The sequence below is a fragment of the Cryptobacterium curtum DSM 15641 genome, from assembly GCF_000023845.1.
Taxonomy (GTDB): Bacteria; Actinomycetota; Coriobacteriia; order Coriobacteriales; family Eggerthellaceae; genus Cryptobacterium; species Cryptobacterium curtum.
Window position 1 is genome coordinate 163,744 of sequence record NC_013170.1, and the last position, 24,289, is coordinate 188,032.

Here is a 24,289-nt window from a genome sequence, read left to right on the forward strand (position 1 = left end):
CGTATGGCGCGAACGGTTGCACTCACCTAGACTGTGTGCATGGAGAATTTGCTTATCAATAAGCGGACGATGAAAACACGCGATTGGATGATTGACGGGGCGGTCATGCTCGTGGCGCTCTTCTTCGCCATCGTGCAGATGTACGTGGCATCCTCGCCGGTGATGTTTCGCGATGAATCGTTCCGCAATATGGCCGGCGTTGTTACGCGCGATCCCGGCATCGCAGCGTATGTGCTGCTGATTGCAACAGTACTCCCATTAGTGCTTCGCCGTCGCTTTCCTTGGCCAGTTCTTGTTTTCACATTTACGTTGTTTGTGATGTCTCAAGGGTTGGCACCTAGTTATTCTTTTTCGATTATCGGACCTGCTATTGCGCTGTTTACCATCGCGGTTGAACGTCCCCGTACCGAAATTATTATCGCGCTTGCTATTTCGATTGTCGTGTTATTTTGGATGCCGCCGCCGGGTGAAAATGACAGTATCCGTTTGGTGGTAGTCATTCAAAATGCCACGTATCTAGCTTTGTCGGCTGGTATCGGAGTGGCATACCACATGCACAGAAGCTTTCTGCGCGAGGTCGAGCAACGTGTTGCGGAAGTTGAACGTACGCGCGAAAAGGAAGCGGCCCGCCGAGTGGAAGAAGAACGCGTGCGTATTGCTCGCGAGATTCACGACATTACGGCTCACTCGCTGTCGGCTGTAAGTATTCAGGCGGCGGCGGCCGAGCGGCTTATTGATCGTGATCCTGCTGCGGCGCGAGGTGCTATTGCGGAGGTTCGTAAGACGGCTAAGAGTGCTCTCGAAGAAATTCGCTCTATGATTGGTGTGCTGCGCAACGAAAGTCAGGAAGTCGAAACCAATCCGACGAATGGCACCGATCGCCTGCCTGATCTGTGCGCTTACGCATGCAATGCTGGTCTTGAAGCAACACTAGAAACAGATGGCTACGATGCTCATAAAGTACCTGCTTACGTTGATGTGACGGTATTCGGCATTGCCCGCGAGGCGTTGACGAATGTGGTGCGCCATGCTCAGGCAAAGAAGGTGCGTATTACATTGTCTCAAGAAGCCGATCAGGTACATTTGCGCATTGAAGATGATGGATGTGGCATTCCCGAAGGACCTTCTGCCTCTATGAAGGCATCTGCGCCGGGATCGGCGTCGGGTCGTAAGCGCTCTGCGCACTCGCAGCTTGACGATATCTCTGCTGGTGGTCATGGGCTGCAGGGCATGGAAGAGCGGGTATATGTGTTGCACGGTTCGTTTTCGGCAGCCAATCGGCCACAAGGTGGTTTTGCGGTTGACGTGCGTATACCGCTTCAGGAAGGTGAATAGCCATGGATGATCTGCTGGGTGGCTCGCAGCTCTACGACGATGATTATCGGCGTGCGCAAGAGCGCCTTCGTCGGCGCAGCGAACAGGCTGTAGCTGAAGCTGATTTAGGAGTAAATACGTCTGAGACCGTCGACGTGCTTATTGTCGACGACCAAGACCTGGTGCGTAATGGCTTTAAGCTTATTTTGTCGTCATACGACCATGTGCGTGTAGTGGGCGAGGCAAGCAATGGTATCGAGGCATACGAGCAGTCACTTGCTCTTCGCCCACAGGTCGTTCTGATGGATATTCGTATGCCGGTTGAAGATGGTATTGCGGCTACGCGCAAAATTGTTGGTGATACCGCCTTGGCGCAAACGCGCGTCCTCGTTCTGACAACGTTTGATATTGACGAATATGTTTACGATGCTCTTCAAGCAGGGGCCAGTGGCTTTATGTTGAAAGACGCCGAGCCCGATGATATCGTGCGGGCCGTACGGACTGTGGCGGCAGGGGATGCCCTTATTCAGCCTTCGATTACCCGTCGTTTAATTGAGACCTTTGTTTCATCGCGCCCTCGCACTTCTGCAGCAGCAGGTGGACTTGTTGACCTTACCGATCGTGAACGCGAAATCTTAAGGTTCGTTGCTCGGGGTATGAGCAACGAAGAAATTGCCGATGATCTTGTTATTTCTCCCGCAACTGTCAAAACACACTTAGCGCGTATTATGGGTAAACTCGACGCTCACGATCGTGCTCAGCTCGTAGTGGCTGCCTATGAGAGCGGTCTCGTTCAGCCTGGAAAGTAACGTGCGCGTAACGGCGCGGTGAAATCTTAGCCCCTAACCTTCAGATTTCTTGAAAACGCTTGTTATCCCCCCGCTGGATGATAAGATAGCCATCGTTGATTGGCACTCTGCTGTGATGAGTGCCAGCACTCGGAGCCCGTGAGGCGATGTGTGAGGTAAAGCCGTTTATGACGGACCAGCGAAAGGAAGGCAAGATATGAATCTGAAACCGTTGGGAGATCGTGTCATCGTTAAGCAGGACGAAGTTGAGGAAACCACTGCTTCAGGCCTGTTTATTGCAAGTAGTGCTAAAGAAAAGCCGACCACCGGTATCGTTTTGGCGACCGGCGCGGGCAAGGTGGCTGAAGACGGTAAGGTTCTGCCTATGCCAGTAAAGACAGGCGACCATGTGGTGTACGCTAAGTTTGGTGGCACCGAAATCGAAGTCGAAGGCGAAAAGGTCATCATCCTGCGTGCCGACGATATCTACGCGGTTCAAGAGTAGCACAATCCGCCAACGTGTCGGTGTTTCTCCTGCATGCAGGTGATTTTATGATAGCAGTCGGTTCCAGAAAAGCCTGAGATATCGATCTGTATTAGGTAAATTCAGACGAGTCAAATAAGTCAGACAGACCAAACAGAAGCAATCTTGAAAGGATTCATGTTATGGCGAAAGAAGTTTTGTTCGATGCGGACGCACGCGGCGGTCTTGCCGATGGCGTAAGGAAGCTGTCCAACGCGGTTAAGGTGACGCTTGGTCCCAAGGGTCGCTACGTTGCGCTGGAGAAGTCGTATGGCGCTCCACTTGTTACTAACGACGGTGTAACTGTTGCAAAGGAAATTGAGCTTGAAAACCCTGTTGAGAATATGGGCGCTCAGCTTATCCGTGAAGCTGCGGTCAAGACGAACGATGCAGCAGGCGACGGTACGACTACCGCTACACTTCTGGCTGACGCTATCGTCACCGAAGGTCTGCGCAACGTAATTGCTGGCTCCGATGCTCTGGGCATTCGTCGTGGTGTTGAAAAGGGCGTTAATGCAGTAGTCGAGGCCATTAAGGCTGATGCCATTGCGGTATCTGGCAAAGATCAGATCGCTACGGTCGGTACTATTTCTGCAGGCGATCCGGTTATCGGCGAAAAGATCGCCGAGGCTATGGAACTCGTGGGTAAAGACGGCGCTATTTCCGTTGAAGAAAGCCAGACATTTGGCATCGACCTCGAGCACGTCGAAGGCATGCAGTGGTCTCGCGGCTACATCAGCCCCTACATGGCTACTGACATGGAAAAGATGGAAGCTAACCTGCAGGATCCATACATCCTGTTGACCGACCAGAAAGTTTCCAACATCCAGGATATGGTTGGTCTGCTCGAGCAGATTATGAAGTCGGGTCGTTCGCTGCTTATTGTGGCAGAAGATGTCGAAGGCGAAGCATTGGCTACCCTGCTTCTGAATAAGCTGCGTGGCACGCTCAACGTTGTCGCCATTAAGGCTCCGGGCTTTGGCGATCGCCGTAAGCGCATTCTCGAGGACATTGCTATCGTGACCGGTGCGCAGGTCATCGACAAAGACTTTGGTATGACCATTGCTGACGCAACGATCGACATGCTTGGCCATGCGAAGAGCGTTAAGGTCGACAAGGATAACACGCTGATTGTTGATGGCGCTGGTGACAAGAAGGCCATTGAAGAGCGCAAAGAGCAGATCAAGGCCGAACTTGAGCGTGTTGAATCCGATTTCGATCGCGAAAAACTGCAGGAACGTCTCTCGAAGCTTACCGGCGGTGTAGCGGTGCTCAAGGTAGGTGCTGCAACCGAGTCAGAGCTCAAGGAAAAGAAGAGCCGCATCGAAGACGCGCTGCAGGCTACTCGTGCAGCTGTCGAAGAAGGCATCGTAGCTGGCGGCGGTGTTGCACTTGTTGACGCACTTCCTGCACTTGAGGGTGTTAAGGCTGCAAGCAAAGATGAAGAGATTGGCGTTGAGATCGTGCGCAAGGCTCTTGAGGCTCCCATGCGTGAGATTGCCAAGAATGCTGGGTACGAAGGCTCCGTGGTGGTTGAGAAGGTCAAGGGCATGAAGAAGGGCCAGGGCCTCAATTCTGCAACTGGCGAGTACGGTGACATGATTGAAATGGGTGTTAACGACCCTGTTAAAGTGACGCGTACGGCTCTGCAGTCTGCTGCTTCCGTGGCTACCCTCATTCTGATTACCGATTGCACCGTCAATGAGATCCCGAAAGATCCCGATCCAGCCGCAGCAGCTGCGGCTGCAGCCCAGATGGGCGGCGGCATGGGCGGTATGATGTAAATCTTACTTCCGTAAGGTTGCATTCCCGCTTATCGGATTAGTATGATGCTCCGGCATTTGCAAAAATGTCGGAGCATTTTTGTGCGTAAAGAAATAGACTTTCTATCAGCAAAGATATGTTCCATATCGGTTGGGTAAGATCGTATTAATTGGGCGCTTTGGGGAGGTATATGTCTGCGTCAGTTACAGGCGAGAAAGTTTTGCTTATAGCTAACCCTTCTGCACAGAGCGGGAAGGGCGCTATTGCCGCAAACTTCGCTGCCGATGTGCTTGAGCGGAGTTTAGCTGAGTCTGCTGTGGGCAGTTACCTCGCTGGGGCGCAGCTCGAGGTTCAGTTTACTAAATCAGCGGGGGACGCTTACCATTTCGCCTTTGCTGCTGGTGGTTATCGTGCGGTAGTAGCGCTTGGCGGTGATGGAGTTATCCATGATGCGGTCAATGGACTGATGCATCTAGAGGCGTTCGACCGTCCTGCATTTGGGGTGATTCCTTCTGGCACGGGTAATGATTATGCTCGCGCACTTGGGGTGCCGCTGGGTACAGCTGAAGCGGTGCAGGTGCTCTTGCAGGCGCGTGCGCCCCGTGCGGTTGACGTGGGCAGTTGTAATGGTGTCTACTTTGCTGAAACACTTTCGTTTGGGTTGGATGCGGCCATTGCACTCGATACGATGGAGCGGCGTGCACGCACCGGGCAGACAGGTGCGAAAGTATTCGTTGCAAGTGGTATCGATCAGGTGCTGAATCATCTGCGTGCCTATAAATACACCGGTACGTTTGACGACCAATCTGTGCAGGGACAATCGATTACCTTTGCGGTGCAGGTGGGTCCTTATTACGGCGGTGGGTTCCGTATTTGCCCTGATGCGCAGATTGATGACGGATACTTTGATATCTGCATAGCCCATCCACCAGTTGGTCCGACGCGCGCTCTTTATATTTTTCTGCGCGCCAAAAACGCCCATCATACAAAGTTTCGCCAGATTGAATTGCGGAGAGCAAAAAGTTTATCGCTGCACTTCGACGAGCAGCCCTGCGTGCAAATCGATGGTGAACCGCTGGTAGCCGATTCATACGAAGTGCGTATACATCCACATGAACTGCAGGTTTTAGCACCCCCTATGCGTGGTAGTACGTCGCGCTAATGTATGTGCATGATGAATGATGAATCAGTATTACCTCTCCTGATAAAAGACAGTATGTCGGGGCAATGCAATGCACAGCGGTATGAAGAAAAAGAGTGTGTTGACGTCATAAGGCAATGCCGTAAAAGGATAAAACGGTGAACATTATTGAGATAAACAGCTGGGATGATCCACGACTCGATGCTTATGCACGCTTGACTGAAGCACAGCTGCGTAATCGACTTGAGCCTGAAAGGGGGCTGTTTATTGCTGAGTCGCCGAAGGTGATTGCTCGTGCGCTTGCGGCAGGCATGCAGCCTCTTTCGTTTCTCATGGAACGGCAACATCTTGCAGCGGCGCGTACGCTTATTGAAGGTTGTACCGCCGAAGATGGATCGGACATTCCCGTGTTTACTGGTTCGACTGAAATTCTTAGTCGTCTCACTGGTTTTGAACTGACGCGTGGGGTCCTCTGCGCAATGCGTCGACCTGCTCTTCCTTCAGTGGAAGACCTGCTTGCGAATGCGCGGCGGGTGGCAGTACTTGAAGGCATCGTGGATCACACAAATGTGGGGGCTGCTTTTCGATCGGCAGCGGCACTTGGTATCGATGCGGTTTTGGTAACTCCTACCTGTTGCGATCCGCTTTATCGCCGATCAGTGCGCGTTTCTATGGGCACAGTGTTTCAGGTACCTTGGACTCGTATCGGCCAGACGCCCGACGATTGGCCTGATCGCGGTCTTGAGCGTCTTCATGCGTGTGGCTTTTCTACCGCAGCTATGGCACTTTCTGATAACTCTGTTTCACTATCTGACGCAGCGCTTAATGCGTGCGAGCGCTTAGCTATTATTATGGGGACAGAAGGTGACGGCCTAGCAAAACGCACCATTGCTCAGTGCGATTTCACCGTACGTATCCCCATGCGTCATGGGGTTGATTCCCTCAACGTAGCTGCTGCAAGTGCTGTGGCGTTTTATCAACTTTGTTCTTCAAGCAATTCCTCAGGGAAATAGCAAGCAGCGCACTTCTTAAGGAGTAGTTGGCGTCGAGTGATTTTCAAGTAGTAATTAATAGTTTGAGCAATTTCCGGAGCCCTACCTCTCATTTCCAGACAAATAGTTGAGCCAATCGATTCTCAGACCGATATATAACGCCGAGCAGCTAGAACAAAAGCAGAGTTTTCAGATGCTGAACGGCTGCTCGCCAGCTGCTAGAAAACGGAAAGGTTTTTGCCCACCTACCAGGTAGTGCTTTGCCTGATCTGGGCAGGATTTTCACTGATACGCGGCAAGATCTATCGCGCATGCTGTCATGAAATGCGGCTTCCAATGGCCGTGCTTTCAGCTGCGTGATAGGAGGCGGCGATGCGTTTTGGGTGGGTAATACGATGCAGGTGGCGAATTGCGTTAGCGGGGGCACTTATCTGTGCGCTTGCATGTTGCGGTTGCTTTTTCGTCTTTCACACGACGTTAGAGCAAGCGTTTGCTTCAGAGAGTGCTTCGCTTGAGGTAGGGGCCGATATCTTCTATGGTGGCTATAGCACGAATTGGCTTTCCGTCGAGGGCAGCATGGCGTATTGCGCTCATCCAGAAAAGCAGACGCCGCCTGCCGGTTCGTATGAAAAACAGGAGATAGTCGCCACAAATGGGCGCACCGATGAAGTACGTGCCGATCTATGGTTTGGGTTTGGTGGTCCTGGTTTTGACGCTTCCTGGTGGCCTACTACCTGGTACGACGGAAGCGCGATGACCGACGAGCGCTATGCTGCTTTAACACATATTATTGTGGCAGAGGCGTATAACGACAGCGCTATTGCGGCACTTAAGGGCACCTCGCAGCAATTTCGCACATGGGCCCGCGCTGAGGTGCTCGGATACGACGAAGAAGGTCTTGTCTCCAACGAGCAAGCGACTGCACGCATTATAGCTGCTCATCTGCACGATGTGCCGTCGGCGTTTACTACCTTTGCCCTTCATACGGGCTCTTCGACACAGGATATCGTTTCATTTGCGCCGGTTGGTTCTCTCGAGCTGCATAAGATTTCATCGCATGAGTCAGTGAGCGCTGGCAATCCTTGCTACAGCTTAGAGGGTGCCACCTATGAAGTACGTGCGGCATCGGGTGAAGTAGTGGGAACGCTCACGACCGATGCAGACGGATATGCGCACCTCGAGGGTCTTTTGGCAGGATCGTATACTGTCAAAGAAACAACTCCATCAAAAGGCATGGCGCTCGATAGAAGCGAATATTCCGTTGAAGTAGTTTCAGGGTCAACCACTTTGGTTAACGGATCAACGGTATCGGACACCCCTCAAATGAACCCGATTGAGATCGCGCTTCGCAAGGTTGACTCATCAATGGGGGCGGGTCTATCGCAAGGGGCAGCTACGCTTGCGCATGCGCGGTTTTCTTTCCAATATTATGCAGGCTTCTTTGATACCGCCGATGCCGCCCGTGCTTCGGGTGTCCCATTACGTTCATGGGTGTTTGAAACCGACAGCGAGGGAGTGTGCCGCTACCGCACGGATGACCAGGTAGAGGGGGATGCGCTCTATACCGACGAAAACGGCACCGAAGCACTGCCGCTTGGTACCGTTGTTATCGAAGAAGTGAAGGCGCCGTTGGGTTATGTATTACCGAGCGAAGCACAGCGTACCTTCTGCGTGCAGATTACGTCTGATGGGGTCGATTCGCATGTGTCTTCATTTGCGGCGCCTGCCTGTCCTGAACAACCGATCCGTGGCGATTTCCGTCTGATTAAAGAAGCCCCAACTGCGCTTTCTGACAACCCGCAAGAACAGCAGCGCGTGCTGGTGGAAGGGGTGCTCTTTCAGGTCATCAACGACAACGAACAGCCCGTCATCTCCCCAGAAACAGGAGCTCTCTGTCAGACTGGCGAAGTGGTGTGCACCATCAAAACTGATGAATCCGGTCAGGCTTCGACCAGGGCATCTGAAACAAACGGTTGGGCAACACCAGCGGGGTGGACGGGTGCTCTACCGTTTGGCACCTATCGAATTCATGAGGTAATACCCAATCAAACGGCCGATCGTTTTAAAGCTAAGTATGGGAAAACGCTGCTTACCGTACCTGACTGGAAGGTATCAATCCAATCGGACGGTGCATGGGATCCACCCACGTTAGTGCTTGACCGCATTCCGCAGACACCGTTGCGTATTGAAAAGGTCGATGCGGAATCGGGTAAGCGTATTCCACTGCCGTGTACGTTCTCGCTGTACAAGGAAGATGGGCGCGTTGTTGAGTATATCGATCGCACGACGGGACAGAGTAAATCCGAGTGGACAACAAACGACGCGGGCGAGATCCAGTTGCCCATGCTGCTTGAAGAGGGAATATACGAACTTCATGAGATACAGGCTCCTGAGGGATACTTGATTAATAAAGAACCAATCCGTTTTGATGTACAGGGATTTCGCGATTGGGATAATCCACTGACGGTAACCTGCGTTGACAACCAACCGCGCGCTCGCTTGCGTGTTGTCAAAACCGATTCTGATACTGGACAGGTGGTTGCCGGGGCAACCTATCGACTAAAGGCACAAAAAGATATTGTTTCAGCTGATGGAACCATACACGCTAATGCTGGTGACGAAATAGGTCAGATGGCAACAGACAGTCAGGGTGTCGCCATATTCGATGGTTTACGCCTAGGCTCTTATGCAGTTGAAGAGGTAGCTCCCGCTGCGGGTTATGCACGGGATACAGCCATAAAGACGGTTGAACTTGCATATGCGGGGCAAGAGACAGCGTTGGTAGAGACGGATTGTCCGGTAACAGACAGTCGTACTCGGGTAATCGTGCGCAAGGTGTCGGCTAAAGATACCGATAAAGGGTTGCCGCAGGCTCGATTTAGTGTAACGAAACTCGATTCTGGTACTGTGACAGAGATAGAGACAGACGAAAGTGGTAATGCATCCTTAGATGGTCTCTCCCCAGGGGTTTATCGCGTAAAGGAAGAGGCTGCACCGCACGGATATGCGCTTGATACCGAGCAAGAGCGCACGTTTACCGTAGACAATCAGGGCTTCGTACACCTTGATGAAGCTGCGGCACATAGTTCTGAGACGACTTCGGTAGAACATGCTCCAGTAGCGCAACTGACCTTGACGTTCTCGAATGAACCCATTGAGCTTGCAAGCGACGCATCTGATCAAGAAAGTGGTTCGCACGAAGGGCAGGCGCGCGCGGAAGCCAGCATTATTGATGCGGTATCGTATAGCGGTCTTGAAGCAGGCAAGAATTATCGCCTGGTCGGAACCTTAATGGATTGCGAGACGGGCGAAGTTCTCTCGATTAATGGAATGCCCATTACGGCTGAGACAACCTTTAGCGCGCAACATTCATCGGGCAGTGTCGAGACAGTTTTCTCGTTCGATGCAAGTGGACTTGCCGGTAAGAGTGTTGTTGCCTATGAAACATGCTTTTTAGGCGATAGTGTTGTTGCTATGCATGAAGATATAGCCGACACGCGACAGATGGTGCACTTTATTGATATCTCTACTGCAGCACGTGATGGAGGCTCAGATGGCAGCGGTACGCGATCTGTTATTGATGCGGTGAGCTATCGAGGTCTTGAGCCCGGGAAAACGTATCGCATGATCGCCTCGCTGGTTGATGCTGATAGTGCAGCACCCCTTACAGCCCGTGATGGATTGCCCGCAACAGGGGAGGCCAGTTTTACTCCTGATGCACCAGACGGATCGGTTGATGTGACGCTATCAATACGCGAACAAGAGGTATCAGGCAAGCGTGCGGTGGTATTCGAGCGTCTAGTTGACGAAAAAGGGCATGTCATTGCCACACATGAAGATATACAGAGCGCTGAGCAGACCGTTTCGTTTGTCGATAAGCCAGGCTTTTCTCTGCCGAAAACAGGTGACTATCTAATAGGTATTCTCTGTGTCCTTTCTCTAGCGATTGGTGCAAGTCTCGTTCTTTTTGTTGTGCGTCGGCGGGGTATTCATTGACCGAACTCGCTGTCATCAGTACAATAACAGGCCGCGCGTAAGCGCTGTATAAGGTGGGTCGTTAGCTCAGTTGGTAGAGCAGAGGACTTTTAATCCTAAGGTCGGGGGTTCGAGCCCCCCACGACCCACCACCTTTTGGCATCCTTATGCATAATCCGCGAAGACGAGGGGGCTGCATGGCACGCAGGCACCATGCTGGAGGATACGAGCTGACAAAGCCAGTGTACTTTATCGGATTCATGGGAGCTGGCAAGACAAGTGTGTCCCAGTATCTTGCTAAGACGCTTGGTCTCGCTTCTATTGATGCTGATGAATACCTTGAGTTGCTTGAAGATCGTATTATTGCGGACATTTTTGCCGAAGAGGGCGAAGAAAGCTTTCGCGATCTTGAAACGCAGTATCTTGAAGAACTCTCTCGTCGGTCACCACGTTTTATCGGCTGCGGCGGCGGTGTGGTAAAACGCCCCAAAAACATCACCATTATGAAAACTCATGGGTATGCGGTATATCTTGGCGTCACCGCCGAAGAAGCATCCCATCGTATTCCCAATACTGATTCCCGACCGCTCTTCAAAGATATCGAAACGGCCCGGCGTACAGTTGCTGAGCGCATTCCTCTCTATGAAGCAGCGGCTGATGCGTATGTGGAGACCACGGGCTATTCAGTTCCTGAGATTGCCGATCAGGTTGAGGCAATCCTTCTCGAAAATGGAATTTTAGTCAAGGAAGACTAAAACGACTACAATAGCCAATGGAGCGATTCGAGCGATGAGGTGCTTTGGTGCCTCTCACTCGTTTTACGGAAGGCGAATACTTCAACGGGCAAGCGCTTCTCCCCCGAGTATTTGCTGCAGAGTGCCGGGCGCCGTTCGACCGCCCTTCCACCAGCCAAAAGAGTGCGGTGGGTTTGAGGGAGTTTTGGGCTCCCTTCTTGCTTTGCAGTAAGAGCTTCGCCTCCGAAAGGGCTGCTGTTGCAGGAAGGATTACTTTTGGGTAAAGAAGACGTCATTGAGCTAGGTGGTACCGTACTTGAGGCTCTGCCAAACGCCATGTTTAAGGTGGAACTTGAAAACGGACATCAGATCCTCGCTCACATTTCCGGCAAGATGCGGATGCACTACATCAAGATTCTGCCGGGCGATAAGGTGACGGTTGAGCTTTCGGTATACGACCTCGATCGTGGTCGTATTACCTACCGTTTCAAGTAACCTCATGCATCAGGCGATGGCTCTCATCTCGATAATCGAGTGCGCTGTTGTCTGAGAGCCGCCAAGCGCAAGGCCGCTGCGCTTCCGTCAAAATCGGTCACCTGCGGCCAGGTGTAGCGATAGAGGAAACACATACCGAAAGGAAGATTGATATGAAGGTACGTCCTTCGGTCAAGAAAATGTGCGACAAGTGCAAGATCATCAGACGCCACGGCAAGGTTTTTGTTATCTGCGAAAACCCACGCCATAAGCAACGTCAGGGCTAGAGAAAGAGGAAGAAGAATATGGCACGTCTTGTTGGCGTCGACCTTCCGCGCGATAAGCGTATTGAAGTCGGCTTGACCTACATCTACGGCATCGGCCTGACCACTTCGCAGAAGATCCTCGCCGAAACCGGCGTTGATCCCGATACCCGCGTCAGGGATATCACCGAAGAAGATCTCACAAAGATCCGCGATTATGTTAATGAAAACCTCTCGGTAGAAGGCGACCTTCACCGTGAAGTCAGCCAGAACGTAAAGCGCCTCATGGAAATTGGCTGCTATCGCGGCCTGCGTCATCGCAAGGGTCTGCCCGTTCATGGCCAGCGTACGCATACGAATGCTCGTACCCGCAAGGGTCCGCGCAAGCAAATCGGCGGCAAGAAGAAGTAGAGGTAGTAACCAGTGGCACAGAAGAAAAACGTGCGCACGCGTATTAAGCGTTCCGAGCGCAAGAACATTACCGTTGGCGCTGCGCATATCAAGTCTACGTTCAACAATACGATCGTCAGCATCACCGATCCTCAGGGCAACGTGATTTCCTGGCAATCTGCCGGCACCGTTGGGTTCAAGGGCTCTCGTAAGTCCACCCCCTTTGCTGCACAGATGGCTGCAGAGGCTGCTGCTAAGACTGCTATGGAGCACGGCGTTAAAAAGATTTCCGTGTTCGTCAAGGGGCCTGGTTCCGGTCGTGAGACCGCTATCCGTTCCCTGCAGGCAGCAGGTTTGGAAGTTGCTTCCATCCAGGATTGCACCCCTATCCCGCACAACGGTTGCCGTCCGGCCAAGCGTCGTCGCGTTTAACTGAAAGGATTTTGAATTATGGCAGTGAACAGGACTCCGGTTCTGAAGCGTTGCAGGCAGCTCGGCATTGACCCGATTGTCCTTGGTTACACCGGCAAGGAATCCAAGCGTCAACCCAAGCGCCGCCGCAAGGAAAGCGAATATGGCATGCAGCTTCGTGAGAAGCAGAAGGCCAAGTTCATTTATGGTGTACAGGAAAAGCAGTTCCGTGGCTATTTCCGCCGCGCGAAGAGTCAGTCTGGCATCACCGGCGAAAACTTGATGGCTATTCTTGAGTCGCGTCTCGACAACATCGTGTTCCGTTTGGGTTTTGCCCGCACGCGTCGCGAGGCTCGTCAGACAGTTACGCATGGCCATATTACGGTCAATGGGAACCGCGTTGACATTCCGTCATACCGTGTACGTCCCGGCGATCTGATTGCTGTGGCACCGAAGGCTAAGGAACTCCTTGTTATCAAGAGTGCGCTGGTAAGCAATGAACGCGTGCAGGTTCCCGCTTGGCTTGAAGTCGACATTGAGAAGCTGCAGGGTAGCGTGCTTTCTCTTCCCACCCGTGAGCAGATTGATTTGGACATCAACGAGCAGCTCATCGTCGAGCTGTACTCCAAGTAGTAACACGCGGCTTTTAAGGAGGCTTATTACATATGACAGAGTTCATGAGGCCTACGATCACTACGGAAGAAGTCAGCGATACCGTTGCTCGTTTCGTTGTGGATCCGCTCGAGCGTGGCTATGGGTATACGCTCGGCAATACTATGCGCCGCGTGCTGCTGAACTCCCTTGACGGCGCTGCCGCTACCGCCATTCAAATCGACGGTGTGCAGCATGAGTTCGCGACAGCCGAAGGTGTCATTGAAGACATTACCGATATTGTTTTGAACGTAAAGGGTCTGGTCTTTAGCGTATTTGCTGAAGACGCTATTGAGGCAACTGCCCATGTGTCGGCAGAAGGCCCTTGCACGGTTACCGGTGCCGACCTGCAGGTTCCCACCGAATTTACCCTCGTCAACCCCGATCATGTGATTGCAACGGTTGCCGATGGTGGACAGCTTGATATGACCATCCGCATTGGCGTTGGGCGTGGGTATGTAGTTGCTGAACGCAACAAGCGCAACGAAGACCCTATCGGCATTATTCACGTGGATTCACTCTTCTCGCCAGTGCGTCGCTGCGCACTGAGCGTTACCGACACACGTGTTGGCCAGAGCACCGATTACGACAAGCTTATTCTGGAAGTCGAAACGGACGGTTCCTTAACCCCGACTGATGCGGTGTGCCAAGCGGCAAACATCGTCACACAGTACATGGGTGCCTTCCTTTCTCTCAACGAAAGTGAAGAGGAAGAAGAAGGCGAAGTTCCTTCGATCTTTGCACCTGAAGGTGAAGAAACGAACGCCGAGCTGGATAAGCAGATCGAGGATTTGGACCTTTCCGTTCGTTCCTACAACTGCTTGAAGCGTGCCGGCATTCATTCCGTTCGCCAGCTGGTGGAATACTCAGAAAACGACCTTCTCAACATCAGGAACTTCGGTGCGAAGTCCATTGAAGAAGTGAAGGACAAGCTCATTTCTATGGGCCTCAACCTGAAGCAATAGGAGATTTAAGCGATGAGACATTACAAGAAGGGTCGCAAGCTCGGCACCGACGCCAGCCACACCAAGGCCATGAAGAAGAGCCTGGTTGCAGCCCTGTTTACGAACGATCGCATTAAGACGATTGAAATGCGCGCGAAAGAAATTCGCCCTGACGTTGATCGTATTATCACGTGGGCGAAGCGTGGTGACTTGCATTCTCGCCGTCTTGCTATTCGTGCTCTTGGTGATAAAGAACTCGTGCGCGAGGTGTTCGAAAAGGTTGCGCAGGGTCAGTTTGCCGATCGTAACGGTGGCTACACACGCATCATGAAGCTGGGCTATCGCAAGGGTGACAACGCTCCGATGGTCATCATGGAACTGGTAACCGAACCAGTTGCCAAGAAGAAGGCTGAAAAGTCGAGCAAGGCTGCTTCGGGTGCCAAGAAGACCGCCCCGAAGAAGGCTGCTCAGAAGACCGAGGACGCAAAAGAATCCAAGGCTGCTGCAGCAACTGACGAGGCCAAAGAAGAGCAGTCCGCCGTCGAAGAGGACAAAGCTGTTTCCGAAAAGGCCACTACTAAGGGCGCATCAAGCAAGGCCAAGGCAACCAAGAAGACCGATGCAAAAGAATCTGCAGCTGAAAAAGCTGTCGACGGAGCCGCTGAAGGTGCAGCCGAACAAGCTGCTCTCGACGCCGACGATGCAAAGGTGGAAAAGGCTGCCAAGGAAGAAAAGGTTGACGCCGATAAAGCTGCTAAGGAAGATGCGGGCGAATAGCTCATATTACGGCAGTGCTCGTAACGCAGTAGGTAGTGTTGTTCGGGTATGATGAAACGGAGGTTCGCACAAGCGGCCTCCGTTTTTATATGACATGGTAAAAAATGCTGCGACATATCACGGTGATACAACGCCAATGCACGTACTCGACGCGCGAGTTAAGCTCGTACTCCTGCTGGTGTATTCGTTTTCGTTGCTTGTTGTGGGCACATGGGGAGGGCTGCTTTTCTTCGGGGTGCTTCTTATTAATGCCATTGCTACGGCACGTTTTCCGTGGCGTTTGGCACTGCGCCAGCTTGTGCCGCTTGGTATATTGCTTGCTTTTGCCATTCTGATGCAGTCGTTTGCGATTGAAACAAGCGCTTCAGTTAGCGCCAGCCCATCAATGGGCGCGAGTGTGTCGTTTAATACGAATACGTCATTTTTTCCGCCTGATAAGTCGTTGATTTTTCCGGGATATCCCCTGGTACCCTTACCAGTTTCCTTTGGAGGCCTATCGTTTTCACCGGCTGGATGCGAACGGGGGGTCTTTTTGGCTTTGCGCATCGTGCTGCTAGTGATGTCGTCGCTTGTGTTTACCTATACGACAGCCGATTTTTCTATTGCTCGCGCATTAGAGGACATGCTTCATCCGTTTAGAGGCGGCCGTGGTCATGCGCAGGCAAGGGATAATCGCCGCGAGCACCCAAAGCGAGGAAATGAGTTTGGTTATCAGGGGCACTCAAAGGGGAAGCAGCCGACTAGTTGCGACGCGGGCTCGAATCGATGTCTGGTGCGCAATTATGATGTGCGCTCAAATAGGTGGCAGGCGTTTAGTCGCGATGCGGCTACCGTGGCGTCGTTAGCACTTCGATTTATCCCTGTTTTCATGGAAGAATCTCGAAGTATTGTCCAGGCTCAGCGAGCGCGTGGCGCTCACCTTAATCATGGGGGCATACAAACGCGCTTTTTGGCATGGACGACACTACTGATTCCACTTTTTGTTGGTTTGTATCGTCATGCTGATACCGTAGCGGTAGCTATGGATGCACGTGCGTATGGGGCAGGTCCTTCAACACGGCTTTCTGATACAGCGCTTACCTTTTCCGATTATGCACTTGTTATCGTGGTATCCCTTTTTTGTATTGGTGTAGCAGTTGTTGCATAAAGTCGTTGATCAGGTATGTGCTACCTTGCTGCCATTTCTGTATCACTGCAGCAGCTGTTATATGAAACTCTTTAGAACAAGCTCACCTTTTTCAGGCTTCTTTTCTATTGCGACAGCAGCAACCGCTGTATAAAGCTTGCGTGACCTGAGCACATCCATAAACTTGTTCCATTGAGTGCTTCCCGTTAGTCACCCGTTCAAAGAATTTCGTTGAGCACTTTCCGTTAAGGAGCTTTCAGTTCATTGCCGGTGGGCATACTATAATGAAATCGTAGAAGCGAGCAGGGTAGAACCTGCCAGATGAACAGCGAAGATGAAAGGTGAATGAGAAATGCGTGAGATGATCTCTCCTGAAGAGGCACGGCAGCTTGTTCTTGATCATGTTTCCCCCCTCGACAGCGAAGAGGTTTCCCTTCTTGAAGCGGTTGGCCGCGTTGCTGCCACGGATATTGCAAGTGATATCGATGTTTCACCCTTTGCTCATTCGGCTATGGATGGATTTGCACTGCGTGCCAACCAACTGGCAGGTGCAAGTGTCGCTTCTCCGGTGACGCTTAATGTAATAGCAGAAGAAGGCGCTGGTGAGGTGTTTACTGGCACGATTGGTCCAAACGAATGCGTACGCATTATGACAGGTGCCCCATTGCCTTCCGATGCCGATTCAGTTGTCAAATATGAAGTTGTAACTGTTGTCGATGGTGACGGCAAAACTGGCAGCATGGTGTCTTTTGATGCGCCGATTGCCTATCGTAAAAATGTGCGCGAAGCGGGCGAAGATGCCCGAGCTGGCCAAAGAGTTGTTGCAGTAGGCGATGTCATAAGCAGTGCCGGTGTGGGCTTTCTTGCGAGTTGTGGGGCCGTATCGGTTCGTACCTATCGGCGCCCTCGTGTTGCTGTTATTGCAACAGGTACAGAGCTTGTCGAACCGACCGAGGTTCCCGGACCAGGAAAGATTCGCAATTCCAATAGTTACGCGATGGCTGCCTGTGTACAACAGGCAGGTGGCATACCCAATGTTCTTCCCATTGTGCCGGATTCCTTTGAAGCATTGAGTGCTGCGGTGGCGTCCGCCTGCAAAAACTACGATCTCGTGTTAACAACGGGTGGTGCGGCTAATGGTGATTATGATTTCATCAAGCAGGTAGTAGCTGACCAGGGCGATCTGTTTATGACGACGGTCAACATGCGTCCGGGCAAGGCACAGACGTTTGGCCTTATTGATGGTGTCCCAGTATTTGGTCTGTCGGGAAATCCGGCTGCCGCCTATGTGGGTTTTCAAATGCTGGTGCGTCCGGTATTGCGCAAGATGCAAGGGTTCAGTCGTTTTGAACATACGTGTGTACGCGCGCGCCTCTCGAAGGATGTAAAAAAGAAAGATCCTCGCCGCATCTATCTGCGTTCTACCATTGAAAAGGACGAGAATGGCTATAGTGTTACGCCGGCAGGCAATCAGAGCAGTGGGCTTTTCGGCGTTATTCAACGCAGTAATTGCTTGGCTATTATGCCGGAAGGCTTAGAAAGTAAAAAAGCGGGCGATATGGTTGAATGCCTGCTTTTGGATATCCCGGAGGAGTTGGTTCTCTAATGAGCACAGCCACACCTGATACATCTGCTTCTCATCAGCGGCCAGCGCTTCGTATTGCCGTTATTACCTGTTCAGATACGCGCGGCATACGAGAAGACACTGCTGGTGCTGCCCTGGAGGACCTTATTCGCGCTGAAGGCTGGGAGGTTATCGATCGTTTGGTCGTGCGTGACGAACGTACGCTTATTTCGTCAGCCATCATTCGGGCGGCTGACGATTTAGATGCCGATATCATTATTACGTGTGGTGGCAGTGGTCTTTCGCTACGGGATGTAACGCCTGAGGCCACACGTGATGTTTGCGAGCGCGAAGTGCCCGGTATCGCTGAAGCGATGCGTGCGTACAGTCTAACTATTACTCCATACGCGATGTTATCTCGCGCTCTCTGCATGCAGCGGGGTCGTCATCTGGTTATTAACTTTCCTGGCAGCGAAAAAGCTGCACGCGAAAATTGGGAAGGCGTCAAGGCAGTTTTACCCCACGCAGTATCGATGATGGCAGGCGAAGGCCACGGCAAGTAGGGAAGGCTTCGCAGTGATGGATGATACATTGAATGGATTTACCGGATTTAGCCGCAAAGACGATCCGCTGCGCTATGCCGATGCAGATACGCAAGCGGCTTCTCCTGTGTCTTTTAGTAAAGAAGCGCTTGCCAGTATAGCGGGCGAAGACCGTCGGTGGGCCTGGGTTGAAATCGATCGATCAGCCATTCGCCACAATTTACATGAGGCGAAACGTCGTTTGCAGCCGAATTGCCGATTGATGGCCGTGGTAAAGGCTGATGCGTATGGGCATGGGGCTGTTGAGGTTTCGCGTACTGCGCTGAACTCAGGCGCTGATGCTCTGGCTGTCGCTACCGTTGACGAGGGCATTGCCTTGCGCGAAGCGGGCTTGCGTGCTCCTATTCTGTTGCTTTCTGAACCGCCGCAGGCAGCTATTCCGTTGTTGCTGGAGTACAAGATTATGCCCTCGGTGTATCGGGCAGAGTTTGCGCTTGCGTACGGTGAGATTGCCGATGCGCATCACCTGAAGGCACCGTTTCACTTGGCAGTTAACACCGGTATGAATCGTATTGGTGTACACGCCGAAGATATTCTTGAATTTGAACGGCAGATATCGTTTCATCGGGCGCTTGAGCAGGAGGGTACGTTCACCCATTTTGCGACAGCCGACTGCCCGGAGAATCTCGATTTTCGGATACAGATGAAGCGCTTTACCGAAGCGATCGAAGCACTTCGCTTGGCAGGTATCGATCCTGGTATCGTGCATGCGGCTAATTCGGCAGCACTGCTGCGTTATCCTGAATCGCATTTTGATATGGCGCGTATTGGCATTGCGATGTATGGCTTCCATCCGTGTGAAGAAACGCGCGATGTGGTTGACCTGAAGCCGGCCATGAGTGTCTATGCGCGCATTACTGACATTCGTAATGTGTCGGTGGGCGAGGGGGTCAGCTACGGGTTGAACTATCGTAGTCCCGGCAGTGTGCGGATATGTACGATTCCCTTAGGCTATGCGGACGGATTTAACCGACTGCTTTCGGGCAAGGTTAACGTTATCTTGGACGGCCAGTACTGCCGGCAAGTTGGCAATATCTGCATGGATCAGTGCATGTTTGAAGTGGACATGCGCACCTATGGCACTCATCCGCGGCTTAACCCTCAGCTAGGTGATATCGTGACGGTGGTAGGCAATCAGGGCGATGCGATAACAACCATCACCGAGATGGCGTATCTTGCCAACACCATTGAACATGAAGTAGCCATTGGTTTTGCCTGGCGTCTTCCGCGCCTGTATCGGTAGACCGCTCTTCACACACAACAGATCGAGAACGCACGTATGTTAATAACTCCTCAATCGCTGGAATCTCTTCGCCGTCAAGTAGAGGCTTGCCATGCTTGTCCATTATGGCAGGGCCGTACTAATGTGGTGTTTGGTGCGGGCAATCCGCAGGCGCGCATCCTGATTATTGGGGAAGCCCCGGGCAAGAATGAAGACCTGCAGGGCGAGCCGTTTGTCGGCGCGGCAGGTAAGAAGCTTGATGCGTTGCTTGAGATTGCTGATCTCGCACGTGACGATGTGTTTATTGCCAACGTGCTCAAATGTCGTCCGCCCTCAAATCGCAATCCGCTTCCTGAAGAAATCACTGCCTGTGCGCCGTTTCTGCGCGAACAGACGCGAACAATCAATCCTGAGTTCATTGTTACGCTCGGGAACTTTTCCACGAAGTTCGTGCTCAAGACGCAGCTGGGTATTACGCGGCTGCATGGGCAGCTGCAACACGCGGGCCGGTTTAAGGTGTTTCCTATCTACCATCCTGCTGCAGCAATCTACGACCGCACGAAACAGCAGGCGCTCGAAGATGATTTTCGCACGCTTGGTCGCTTGGTTAAGGAATCAAATCAAAACGAGGTAGCCGCAAATTAAAGGGCAACGAAGAACGAAGGGCAACCCGAGAAGAAGGCGATAAATCAAATCAATGGGCACGAAACGAGATAGCGTGCAATTGCGTGATGAGGCCTGTAACAAGTAATCAAGCGATAGTTGTTTACATGGAGTACATGAATATGAGCAGTGATGAAACTACTTCAAGGAGCACCTTTAACACTCGTGGTGTCCCTAACGTGCTTGGAATCTCCGATACCATTGATACCGCTGACGCTGTCGATACCTTTGATCCGATTGCCTATCTCAACGAACCACGCTGGCGCTCAAGTCGGCTGGGGCTTGAGCGTATCGAATCCCTTATGGCGGCACTCGGCAACCCGCAAGATAAGTTGACTGTCGTGCACGTGGCGGGCACTAACGGCAAAGGGTCAACATGTGCAATGGTTGCGTCGGTATTGCAGCATGCCGGGTATCGAACAGGGCTCTTTACCAGTCCGTATATTATTGAATTCACCGATCGTATTCGCATTGATGGACAAAATGTTTCACTTGCCGCTCTGTGCGCAGCAACACAGACGGTTCGTCGCGTTGCAGAGCAGATGGACGATCATCCAACCGAATTTGAACTCATGACAGCCGTTGCTTTTGTGTGTTTTGTAGCTGCTGGCTGCACAATGGCGGTAGTTGAAGTGGGTTTAGGCGGACGGCTTGATTCCACCAATGTTATAGCGGCGCCGGCTGTTTGCGCGCTGGCTCCTATTTCTTTCGACCATACCGATATTCTCGGCAGCACCTTAGCGCAGATAGCCCATGAAAAGGCAGGCATCATAAAGCCTGGCGCAGCGATTGTCAGTGCACTACAGCGGCCTGAAGCGATGCGCGTCATTGAAAACGCGGCGTTACAAGTGGGTTCACCTGTTACCGTAGTCGACGAGCAGCGACTGTCAGGAACGCCGGCGCATTTTTCCTATCGCAGTTATACCGACCTTTCGATCCCGCTGAAAGGAAGTTACCAGACGCATAATGCGGCACTTGCTATTGAGGCGATTGACGCGCTGATACAGAAGGGTATAACCATTACCGAACAGGACTTACGTGAGGGACTTGCCCAGGTTTCCTGGCCGGGTCGCTTCCAAGTGGTGTCGCATAGCCCTGAATTTATTGTTGATGGGGGACATAATCCGCAGGGGGCACAGGCACTGGTCGATTCGCTTGAGGCGAATTATCCCGCACGGCGGACAGTTCTGCTTATCGGGGTTCTGGCTGATAAAGATGTTACGAGCATGCTGCGTCGCGTGTTGCCTTCTGGCTGTGGTGTCGTTTGTATAACCCCACCGAATCCGCGTGCTTTAGGCGCGCAAGAGCTGGCCAGTCAAGTGGTTTCTCTTGCTAAACAGCTTCAAAACGAAAGTATCGCAATTGATGAGAGGCTTCTGAATCCGGTCTGTGCGCCATCCATTGGTCAGGGAGTCACTTGTGCACAGCAGATGGCAGGCGCCGAAGGGCTCGTGTGCGCCTTCGGCAGCCTGTATTCTATTGCCGACATTATGGCAGCGCTTGATAAGCACTCAGCCGACTAAGTTATTTGTATCTTTTGGCATCTCCAGTGTAATAGAAGCTTTCTGCCTATTACACCAGGTATCGCCTGGGAGTATCACGAGAGACAGATACACTTTTGCCCACGTGGAAAAGTCAAATAAACTCTTTTCCTTTATGCTAAAGCAGCTTGTGCGGCATTCGCGCCTGCAAAGCGACCCGACGTGTACGACCAGTTGAGCCCACACCCACCAGAAGGGTAATCGTCGTAAATAAACGTACCGCAGCAAACCTCGCCGGCAGCGTAATAGTTCTCGATCGGCGCACCAGTTGTATCAAGCACCTGGAAATCGGTGTTTACGCGATAGCCACCAAAACTGCCATGGGTGCAGACGCCCATCTGTATGACGTAATACGGAGCCTGCGTTAACGCTTTGAGGTTATCGGCCTTCTTGTTAAATTGCGTGTCTACTCCTGCTTCAGCCATTTCATTGTAGGAAGCCAGTGTTATCGCAGCTGTTTGTGCATTGACACCCATGGCGTTGCAGACAGCTTCAAGGGTATCAGCCTTGGCAGCGAGACCATCAGTAACGCCGCGATCGAGATTATTTTTCTGCTTGTCGCCGAGTGCTTCGTAGGCCGCCTGGTCATAGATGGCGAAGAATTTCTTATCGGGAAAACGCGCGACAGTATAGTAAATATCATGAGTTTGTCCGCCTTCATTCACAAAGCGGTTGCCGTCGCTATCGACCCACATAACCGTTTTACTAATAAGTTTTGATTGACCTGGTTCGATGGGGCAGGACAAAATGCCGTTGGTTCCGCCGTGACCAATGTAATCAGCACCTGCATCAAGCCCCATACGAAGACCTTCACCAGTAAGACCGACGCCAACTTCGGTATAAACACCAGCATAATCGGGCATGTATTCGGCTATCATTTCGTCGTTGCGACAGAACCCGCCTGAAGCCATAATGGTCTTCTTCGCCTGATAGCGCACCAGTTTACCCGTGGCATCAGATGCAATCACGCCAGTGACCGTTCCGTTTTCGATAACCAGTTCTCGCGCAGCAGTACTGAAGTGGAATTTCACGCCGTTTTCGCGCGCAAGTTGTGTGACGGCATCCAAGGCATCAAGGGCGCTTGTTTTGCAGTTGTGTCCGCGCGGCACGGTGTCGGTGCCCTTTAGCGACACGGTATCCTTAAACGGCACCTGTAGATCGTCGGCGAGCCAGTTTATGGTTTCACCGAAGTGGTCGGCGCAAAACTTCTGAATATCGTAATCAAGTTTATCTCCGCCGCGGCGCAGGAAATAAGCAAGTAGATCGTCCGCATTATCATCTATTCCCTGTGCTTTTTGCAGGTTAGTATCAGCGCCGTAGAAAGTGCCAATTGCGAGTGAACTTGACCCTGCAAGCCATGGAAGTTTTTCGATTAAGATGGTGTCGGCTTGCGCACCTGCTGCCGCTGCAGCAGCAGAAACACCTGCTCCGCCACCGCCGACCACTAACACATCACAAGACACCGTACGACTGATATGCTCGTTGTTCTTACGGTTTGCTGCAGGTTGAGGTGCGCAACCCACAAGTGTCCCCAGTGAAGTTGCGGCTGCGCCTCCAATGACTATCCGTGCAAATTGGCGACGGGTCAGATGACACCTTGTTGTGATGGATGTACCCATAAAAGCCCCCTTCTCTACGGACGCGAGATTCTCCTCTGTTCACATCCGTCTGCCTGACAGCTTATATGTTTGCAGCTAGGGGATCAAAACAAAACCAATAGCCCCGCAAGCAAGGGCAAGTATCAGCGCGGCAAGCACATCGCGGGGGAAATGGACGCCGCCAATTACGCGCAGGCAGGCAACAATACTAGCGGCAATGAACGCAGCGATGCCCCAGGGAAGATATACGTACCCTAAAGTGCAAGCGATAATAGCGGCACTAAATACATGGCGGCTTGGAAACGACTTACCGGCTCTATTGCGTGGTATCAGCGGATCAATGGCGAACAATTCATACGGTCGCTTGGCGTTGAGCGCAGCGCGCAAAACTGTTACGAAAATAAACGAAGAAGCGGGCACCATAATAAGCCGTAGCGCGCGATCATCTCCGGTTGCGACCATCCATACTATCGATGCAAGGTAGGTAGCGGCGATAAGGCCAACAAGCATTCGGTCAAATGTGACAACAACAAGGCGGCCGTGCTTGAGGCGGCGAAATGGGGCAGATATGCGGGCGTACGTGCGAGTATACATAGGTGCATTGTACGCGCACATCGCATGCTTGTATCGCGGTGTCGCGAGATTGCGTCTCTATGTTCGTTTCGTTACCAGACGGCTGATCCTTCATTCATCTCGAATGATGACGGTATACTAGACTGCGTCGAGAGAGCACCTCGAATGGGCTCGGGCGGCGCCAAGTTCCGAACCTGGTCAGGTCCGGGAGGAAGCAGCCATAAGGGACCGCTGACGAGCGCCCGTGCCTATTCGGGGT

The 24,289-nt window shown here is 52.2% G+C and carries 23 protein-coding genes, 1 tRNA gene and 1 other RNA gene; 23 read left to right on the forward strand and 2 right to left on the reverse strand.

The features are described 5' to 3' along the window. Nucleotides 1–69 precede the first annotated feature (69 nt). The 22 genes from CCUR_RS00640 (at nucleotide 70) to CCUR_RS00745 (ending at nucleotide 21,841) form a co-directional block, all read left to right on the forward strand. Entirely contained in the window at nucleotides 70–1,335 is a 1,266-nt protein-coding gene (locus tag CCUR_RS00640) for a sensor histidine kinase (RefSeq protein WP_012802553.1), read from the forward strand. A gap of 2 nt (nucleotides 1,336–1,337) precedes the next feature. Continuing rightward, a complete protein-coding gene (locus CCUR_RS00645; protein WP_012802554.1) occupies nucleotides 1,338–2,123 on the forward strand; it encodes a response regulator in 786 nt (261 codons plus the stop codon). A 196-nt stretch (nucleotides 2,124–2,319) separates the two neighbouring features. Next, nucleotides 2,320–2,607: a co-chaperone GroES gene (locus tag CCUR_RS00650; RefSeq protein WP_012802555.1), complete on the forward strand. Its 288-nt coding sequence runs from the start codon at nucleotides 2,320–2,322 to the stop codon at nucleotides 2,605–2,607. Nucleotides 2,608–2,768: 161 nt separating this feature from the next. Beyond that, the gene (groL, locus tag CCUR_RS00655; protein WP_012802556.1) at nucleotides 2,769–4,409 is read left to right on the forward strand and encodes a chaperonin GroEL; all 1,641 of its coding nucleotides are present in this window, start codon (nucleotides 2,769–2,771) and stop codon (nucleotides 4,407–4,409) included. A 170-nt stretch (nucleotides 4,410–4,579) separates the two neighbouring features. Then, on the forward strand, nucleotides 4,580–5,551 hold the full coding sequence (locus CCUR_RS00660; protein WP_012802557.1) for a diacylglycerol/lipid kinase family protein: 972 nt from the start codon (nucleotides 4,580–4,582) through the stop codon (nucleotides 5,549–5,551). 137 nt (nucleotides 5,552–5,688) lie between these two features. Next, nucleotides 5,689–6,543: a TrmH family RNA methyltransferase gene (locus CCUR_RS00665; protein WP_012802558.1), complete on the forward strand. Its 855-nt coding sequence runs from the start codon at nucleotides 5,689–5,691 to the stop codon at nucleotides 6,541–6,543. Between the two features lie 351 nt (nucleotides 6,544–6,894). After that, nucleotides 6,895–10,518 (forward strand): SpaA isopeptide-forming pilin-related protein, encoded by a 3,624-nt coding sequence (locus tag CCUR_RS00670; RefSeq protein ID WP_012802559.1) that lies wholly within the window; start codon nucleotides 6,895–6,897, stop codon nucleotides 10,516–10,518. A 55-nt stretch (nucleotides 10,519–10,573) separates the two neighbouring features. Beyond that, nucleotides 10,574–10,649 (forward strand) — tRNA-Lys (locus tag CCUR_RS00675). 45 nt (nucleotides 10,650–10,694) lie between these two features. Further along, nucleotides 10,695–11,252, forward strand: coding sequence for a shikimate kinase (locus tag CCUR_RS00680; protein WP_012802560.1), 558 nt, complete (start codon nucleotides 10,695–10,697; stop codon nucleotides 11,250–11,252). Between the two features lie 255 nt (nucleotides 11,253–11,507). Continuing rightward, nucleotides 11,508–11,726: a translation initiation factor IF-1 gene (infA, locus tag CCUR_RS00685; protein WP_012802561.1), complete on the forward strand. Its 219-nt coding sequence runs from the start codon at nucleotides 11,508–11,510 to the stop codon at nucleotides 11,724–11,726. A 152-nt stretch (nucleotides 11,727–11,878) separates the two neighbouring features. Continuing rightward, nucleotides 11,879–11,992, forward strand: a complete 114-nt coding sequence (rpmJ, locus tag CCUR_RS00690) for a 50S ribosomal protein L36 (protein WP_012802562.1) — start codon at nucleotides 11,879–11,881, stop codon at nucleotides 11,990–11,992. Nucleotides 11,993–12,010: 18 nt separating this feature from the next. Then, complete coding sequence (gene rpsM / locus CCUR_RS00695) at nucleotides 12,011–12,379, forward strand: 30S ribosomal protein S13 (RefSeq protein WP_012802563.1); 369 nt, start codon at nucleotides 12,011–12,013, stop codon at nucleotides 12,377–12,379. A gap of 12 nt (nucleotides 12,380–12,391) precedes the next feature. Further along, entirely contained in the window at nucleotides 12,392–12,790 is a 399-nt protein-coding gene (rpsK, locus tag CCUR_RS00700) for a 30S ribosomal protein S11 (RefSeq protein WP_012802564.1), read from the forward strand. An 18-nt stretch (nucleotides 12,791–12,808) separates the two neighbouring features. Then, the gene (gene rpsD / locus CCUR_RS00705; RefSeq protein ID WP_012802565.1) at nucleotides 12,809–13,402 is read left to right on the forward strand and encodes a 30S ribosomal protein S4; all 594 of its coding nucleotides are present in this window, start codon (nucleotides 12,809–12,811) and stop codon (nucleotides 13,400–13,402) included. 32 nt (nucleotides 13,403–13,434) lie between these two features. Then, the gene (locus CCUR_RS00710) at nucleotides 13,435–14,385 is read left to right on the forward strand and encodes a DNA-directed RNA polymerase subunit alpha (protein ID WP_012802566.1); all 951 of its coding nucleotides are present in this window, start codon (nucleotides 13,435–13,437) and stop codon (nucleotides 14,383–14,385) included. A 12-nt stretch (nucleotides 14,386–14,397) separates the two neighbouring features. Further along, on the forward strand, nucleotides 14,398–15,141 hold the full coding sequence (gene rplQ / locus CCUR_RS07680; protein WP_012802567.1) for a 50S ribosomal protein L17: 744 nt from the start codon (nucleotides 14,398–14,400) through the stop codon (nucleotides 15,139–15,141). A gap of 136 nt (nucleotides 15,142–15,277) precedes the next feature. Beyond that, complete coding sequence (locus CCUR_RS07115) at nucleotides 15,278–16,288, forward strand: energy-coupling factor transporter transmembrane component T family protein (RefSeq protein ID WP_169302059.1); 1,011 nt, start codon at nucleotides 15,278–15,280, stop codon at nucleotides 16,286–16,288. A 331-nt stretch (nucleotides 16,289–16,619) separates the two neighbouring features. Then, on the forward strand, nucleotides 16,620–17,873 hold the full coding sequence (locus CCUR_RS00725) for a molybdopterin molybdotransferase MoeA (protein ID WP_012802570.1): 1,254 nt from the start codon (nucleotides 16,620–16,622) through the stop codon (nucleotides 17,871–17,873). Then, complete coding sequence (locus tag CCUR_RS00730) at nucleotides 17,873–18,394, forward strand: MogA/MoaB family molybdenum cofactor biosynthesis protein (protein ID WP_012802571.1); 522 nt, start codon at nucleotides 17,873–17,875, stop codon at nucleotides 18,392–18,394. The genes CCUR_RS00725 and CCUR_RS00730 overlap by 1 nt, the downstream gene beginning before the upstream one ends. A 16-nt stretch (nucleotides 18,395–18,410) precedes the next feature. Beyond that, nucleotides 18,411–19,676: an alanine racemase gene (gene alr, locus CCUR_RS00735; protein ID WP_012802572.1), complete on the forward strand. Its 1,266-nt coding sequence runs from the start codon at nucleotides 18,411–18,413 to the stop codon at nucleotides 19,674–19,676. Nucleotides 19,677–19,712: 36 nt separating this feature from the next. Beyond that, nucleotides 19,713–20,300 (forward strand): uracil-DNA glycosylase, encoded by a 588-nt coding sequence (locus CCUR_RS00740; protein ID WP_012802573.1) that lies wholly within the window; start codon nucleotides 19,713–19,715, stop codon nucleotides 20,298–20,300. Between the two features lie 140 nt (nucleotides 20,301–20,440). Continuing rightward, a complete protein-coding gene (locus CCUR_RS00745) occupies nucleotides 20,441–21,841 on the forward strand; it encodes a bifunctional folylpolyglutamate synthase/dihydrofolate synthase (protein ID WP_012802574.1) in 1,401 nt (466 codons plus the stop codon). 131 nt (nucleotides 21,842–21,972) lie between these two features. Here CCUR_RS00745 and CCUR_RS00750 read toward each other — a convergent pair whose 3' ends face one another. Together CCUR_RS00750 and CCUR_RS00755 are read right to left on the reverse strand one after the other, a co-directional pair. Beyond that, nucleotides 21,973–23,478, reverse strand: coding sequence for an FAD-dependent oxidoreductase (locus CCUR_RS00750; RefSeq protein WP_012802575.1), 1,506 nt, complete (start codon nucleotides 23,476–23,478; stop codon nucleotides 21,973–21,975). Between the two features lie 75 nt (nucleotides 23,479–23,553). After that, nucleotides 23,554–24,051, reverse strand: coding sequence for a phosphatase PAP2 family protein (locus tag CCUR_RS00755; protein WP_041225386.1), 498 nt, complete (start codon nucleotides 24,049–24,051; stop codon nucleotides 23,554–23,556). Nucleotides 24,052–24,193: 142 nt separating this feature from the next. On the opposite strand from CCUR_RS00755, the gene ffs reads away from it, so the two are divergent. Further along, nucleotides 24,194–24,287, forward strand: an RNA gene (gene ffs, locus CCUR_RS07385) — signal recognition particle sRNA small type. The last annotated feature ends 2 nt before the right edge of the window (nucleotides 24,288–24,289 follow it).

What these genes read in the sequence shown, in the direction of transcription:
- CCUR_RS00730 (WP_012802571.1), top strand. Translation starts at nt 17,873, where the DNA reads ATGAGCACAGCCACACCTGATACATCTGCTTCTCATCAGCGGCCAGCG.
- rpmJ (WP_012802562.1), top strand. Translation starts at nt 11,879, where the DNA reads ATGAAGGTACGTCCTTCGGTCAAGAAAATGTGCGACAAGTGCAAGATC.
- CCUR_RS00755 (WP_041225386.1), bottom strand. Translation starts at nt 24,051, where the DNA reads ATGTATACTCGCACGTACGCCCGCATATCTGCCCCATTTCGCCGCCTC.
- CCUR_RS00740 (WP_012802573.1), top strand. Translation starts at nt 19,713, where the DNA reads ATGTTAATAACTCCTCAATCGCTGGAATCTCTTCGCCGTCAAGTAGAG.
- CCUR_RS00640 (WP_012802553.1), top strand. Translation starts at nt 70, where the DNA reads ATGAAAACACGCGATTGGATGATTGACGGGGCGGTCATGCTCGTGGCG.
- CCUR_RS00745 (WP_012802574.1), top strand. Translation starts at nt 20,441, where the DNA reads ATGAGCAGTGATGAAACTACTTCAAGGAGCACCTTTAACACTCGTGGT.
- CCUR_RS00680 (WP_012802560.1), top strand. Translation starts at nt 10,695, where the DNA reads ATGGCACGCAGGCACCATGCTGGAGGATACGAGCTGACAAAGCCAGTG.
- CCUR_RS07115 (WP_169302059.1), top strand. Translation starts at nt 15,278, where the DNA reads ATGCACGTACTCGACGCGCGAGTTAAGCTCGTACTCCTGCTGGTGTAT.
- CCUR_RS00710 (WP_012802566.1), top strand. Translation starts at nt 13,435, where the DNA reads ATGACAGAGTTCATGAGGCCTACGATCACTACGGAAGAAGTCAGCGAT.
- groL (WP_012802556.1), top strand. Translation starts at nt 2,769, where the DNA reads ATGGCGAAAGAAGTTTTGTTCGATGCGGACGCACGCGGCGGTCTTGCC.
- CCUR_RS00660 (WP_012802557.1), top strand. Translation starts at nt 4,580, where the DNA reads ATGTCTGCGTCAGTTACAGGCGAGAAAGTTTTGCTTATAGCTAACCCT.
- CCUR_RS00750 (WP_012802575.1), bottom strand. Translation starts at nt 23,478, where the DNA reads ATGGGTACATCCATCACAACAAGGTGTCATCTGACCCGTCGCCAATTT.
- alr (WP_012802572.1), top strand. Translation starts at nt 18,411, where the DNA reads ATGGATGATACATTGAATGGATTTACCGGATTTAGCCGCAAAGACGAT.
- rpsM (WP_012802563.1), top strand. Translation starts at nt 12,011, where the DNA reads ATGGCACGTCTTGTTGGCGTCGACCTTCCGCGCGATAAGCGTATTGAA.
- CCUR_RS00650 (WP_012802555.1), top strand. Translation starts at nt 2,320, where the DNA reads ATGAATCTGAAACCGTTGGGAGATCGTGTCATCGTTAAGCAGGACGAA.
- rpsD (WP_012802565.1), top strand. Translation starts at nt 12,809, where the DNA reads ATGGCAGTGAACAGGACTCCGGTTCTGAAGCGTTGCAGGCAGCTCGGC.
- rplQ (WP_012802567.1), top strand. Translation starts at nt 14,398, where the DNA reads ATGAGACATTACAAGAAGGGTCGCAAGCTCGGCACCGACGCCAGCCAC.
- CCUR_RS00670 (WP_012802559.1), top strand. Translation starts at nt 6,895, where the DNA reads ATGCGTTTTGGGTGGGTAATACGATGCAGGTGGCGAATTGCGTTAGCG.
- CCUR_RS00645 (WP_012802554.1), top strand. Translation starts at nt 1,338, where the DNA reads ATGGATGATCTGCTGGGTGGCTCGCAGCTCTACGACGATGATTATCGG.
- CCUR_RS00725 (WP_012802570.1), top strand. Translation starts at nt 16,620, where the DNA reads ATGCGTGAGATGATCTCTCCTGAAGAGGCACGGCAGCTTGTTCTTGAT.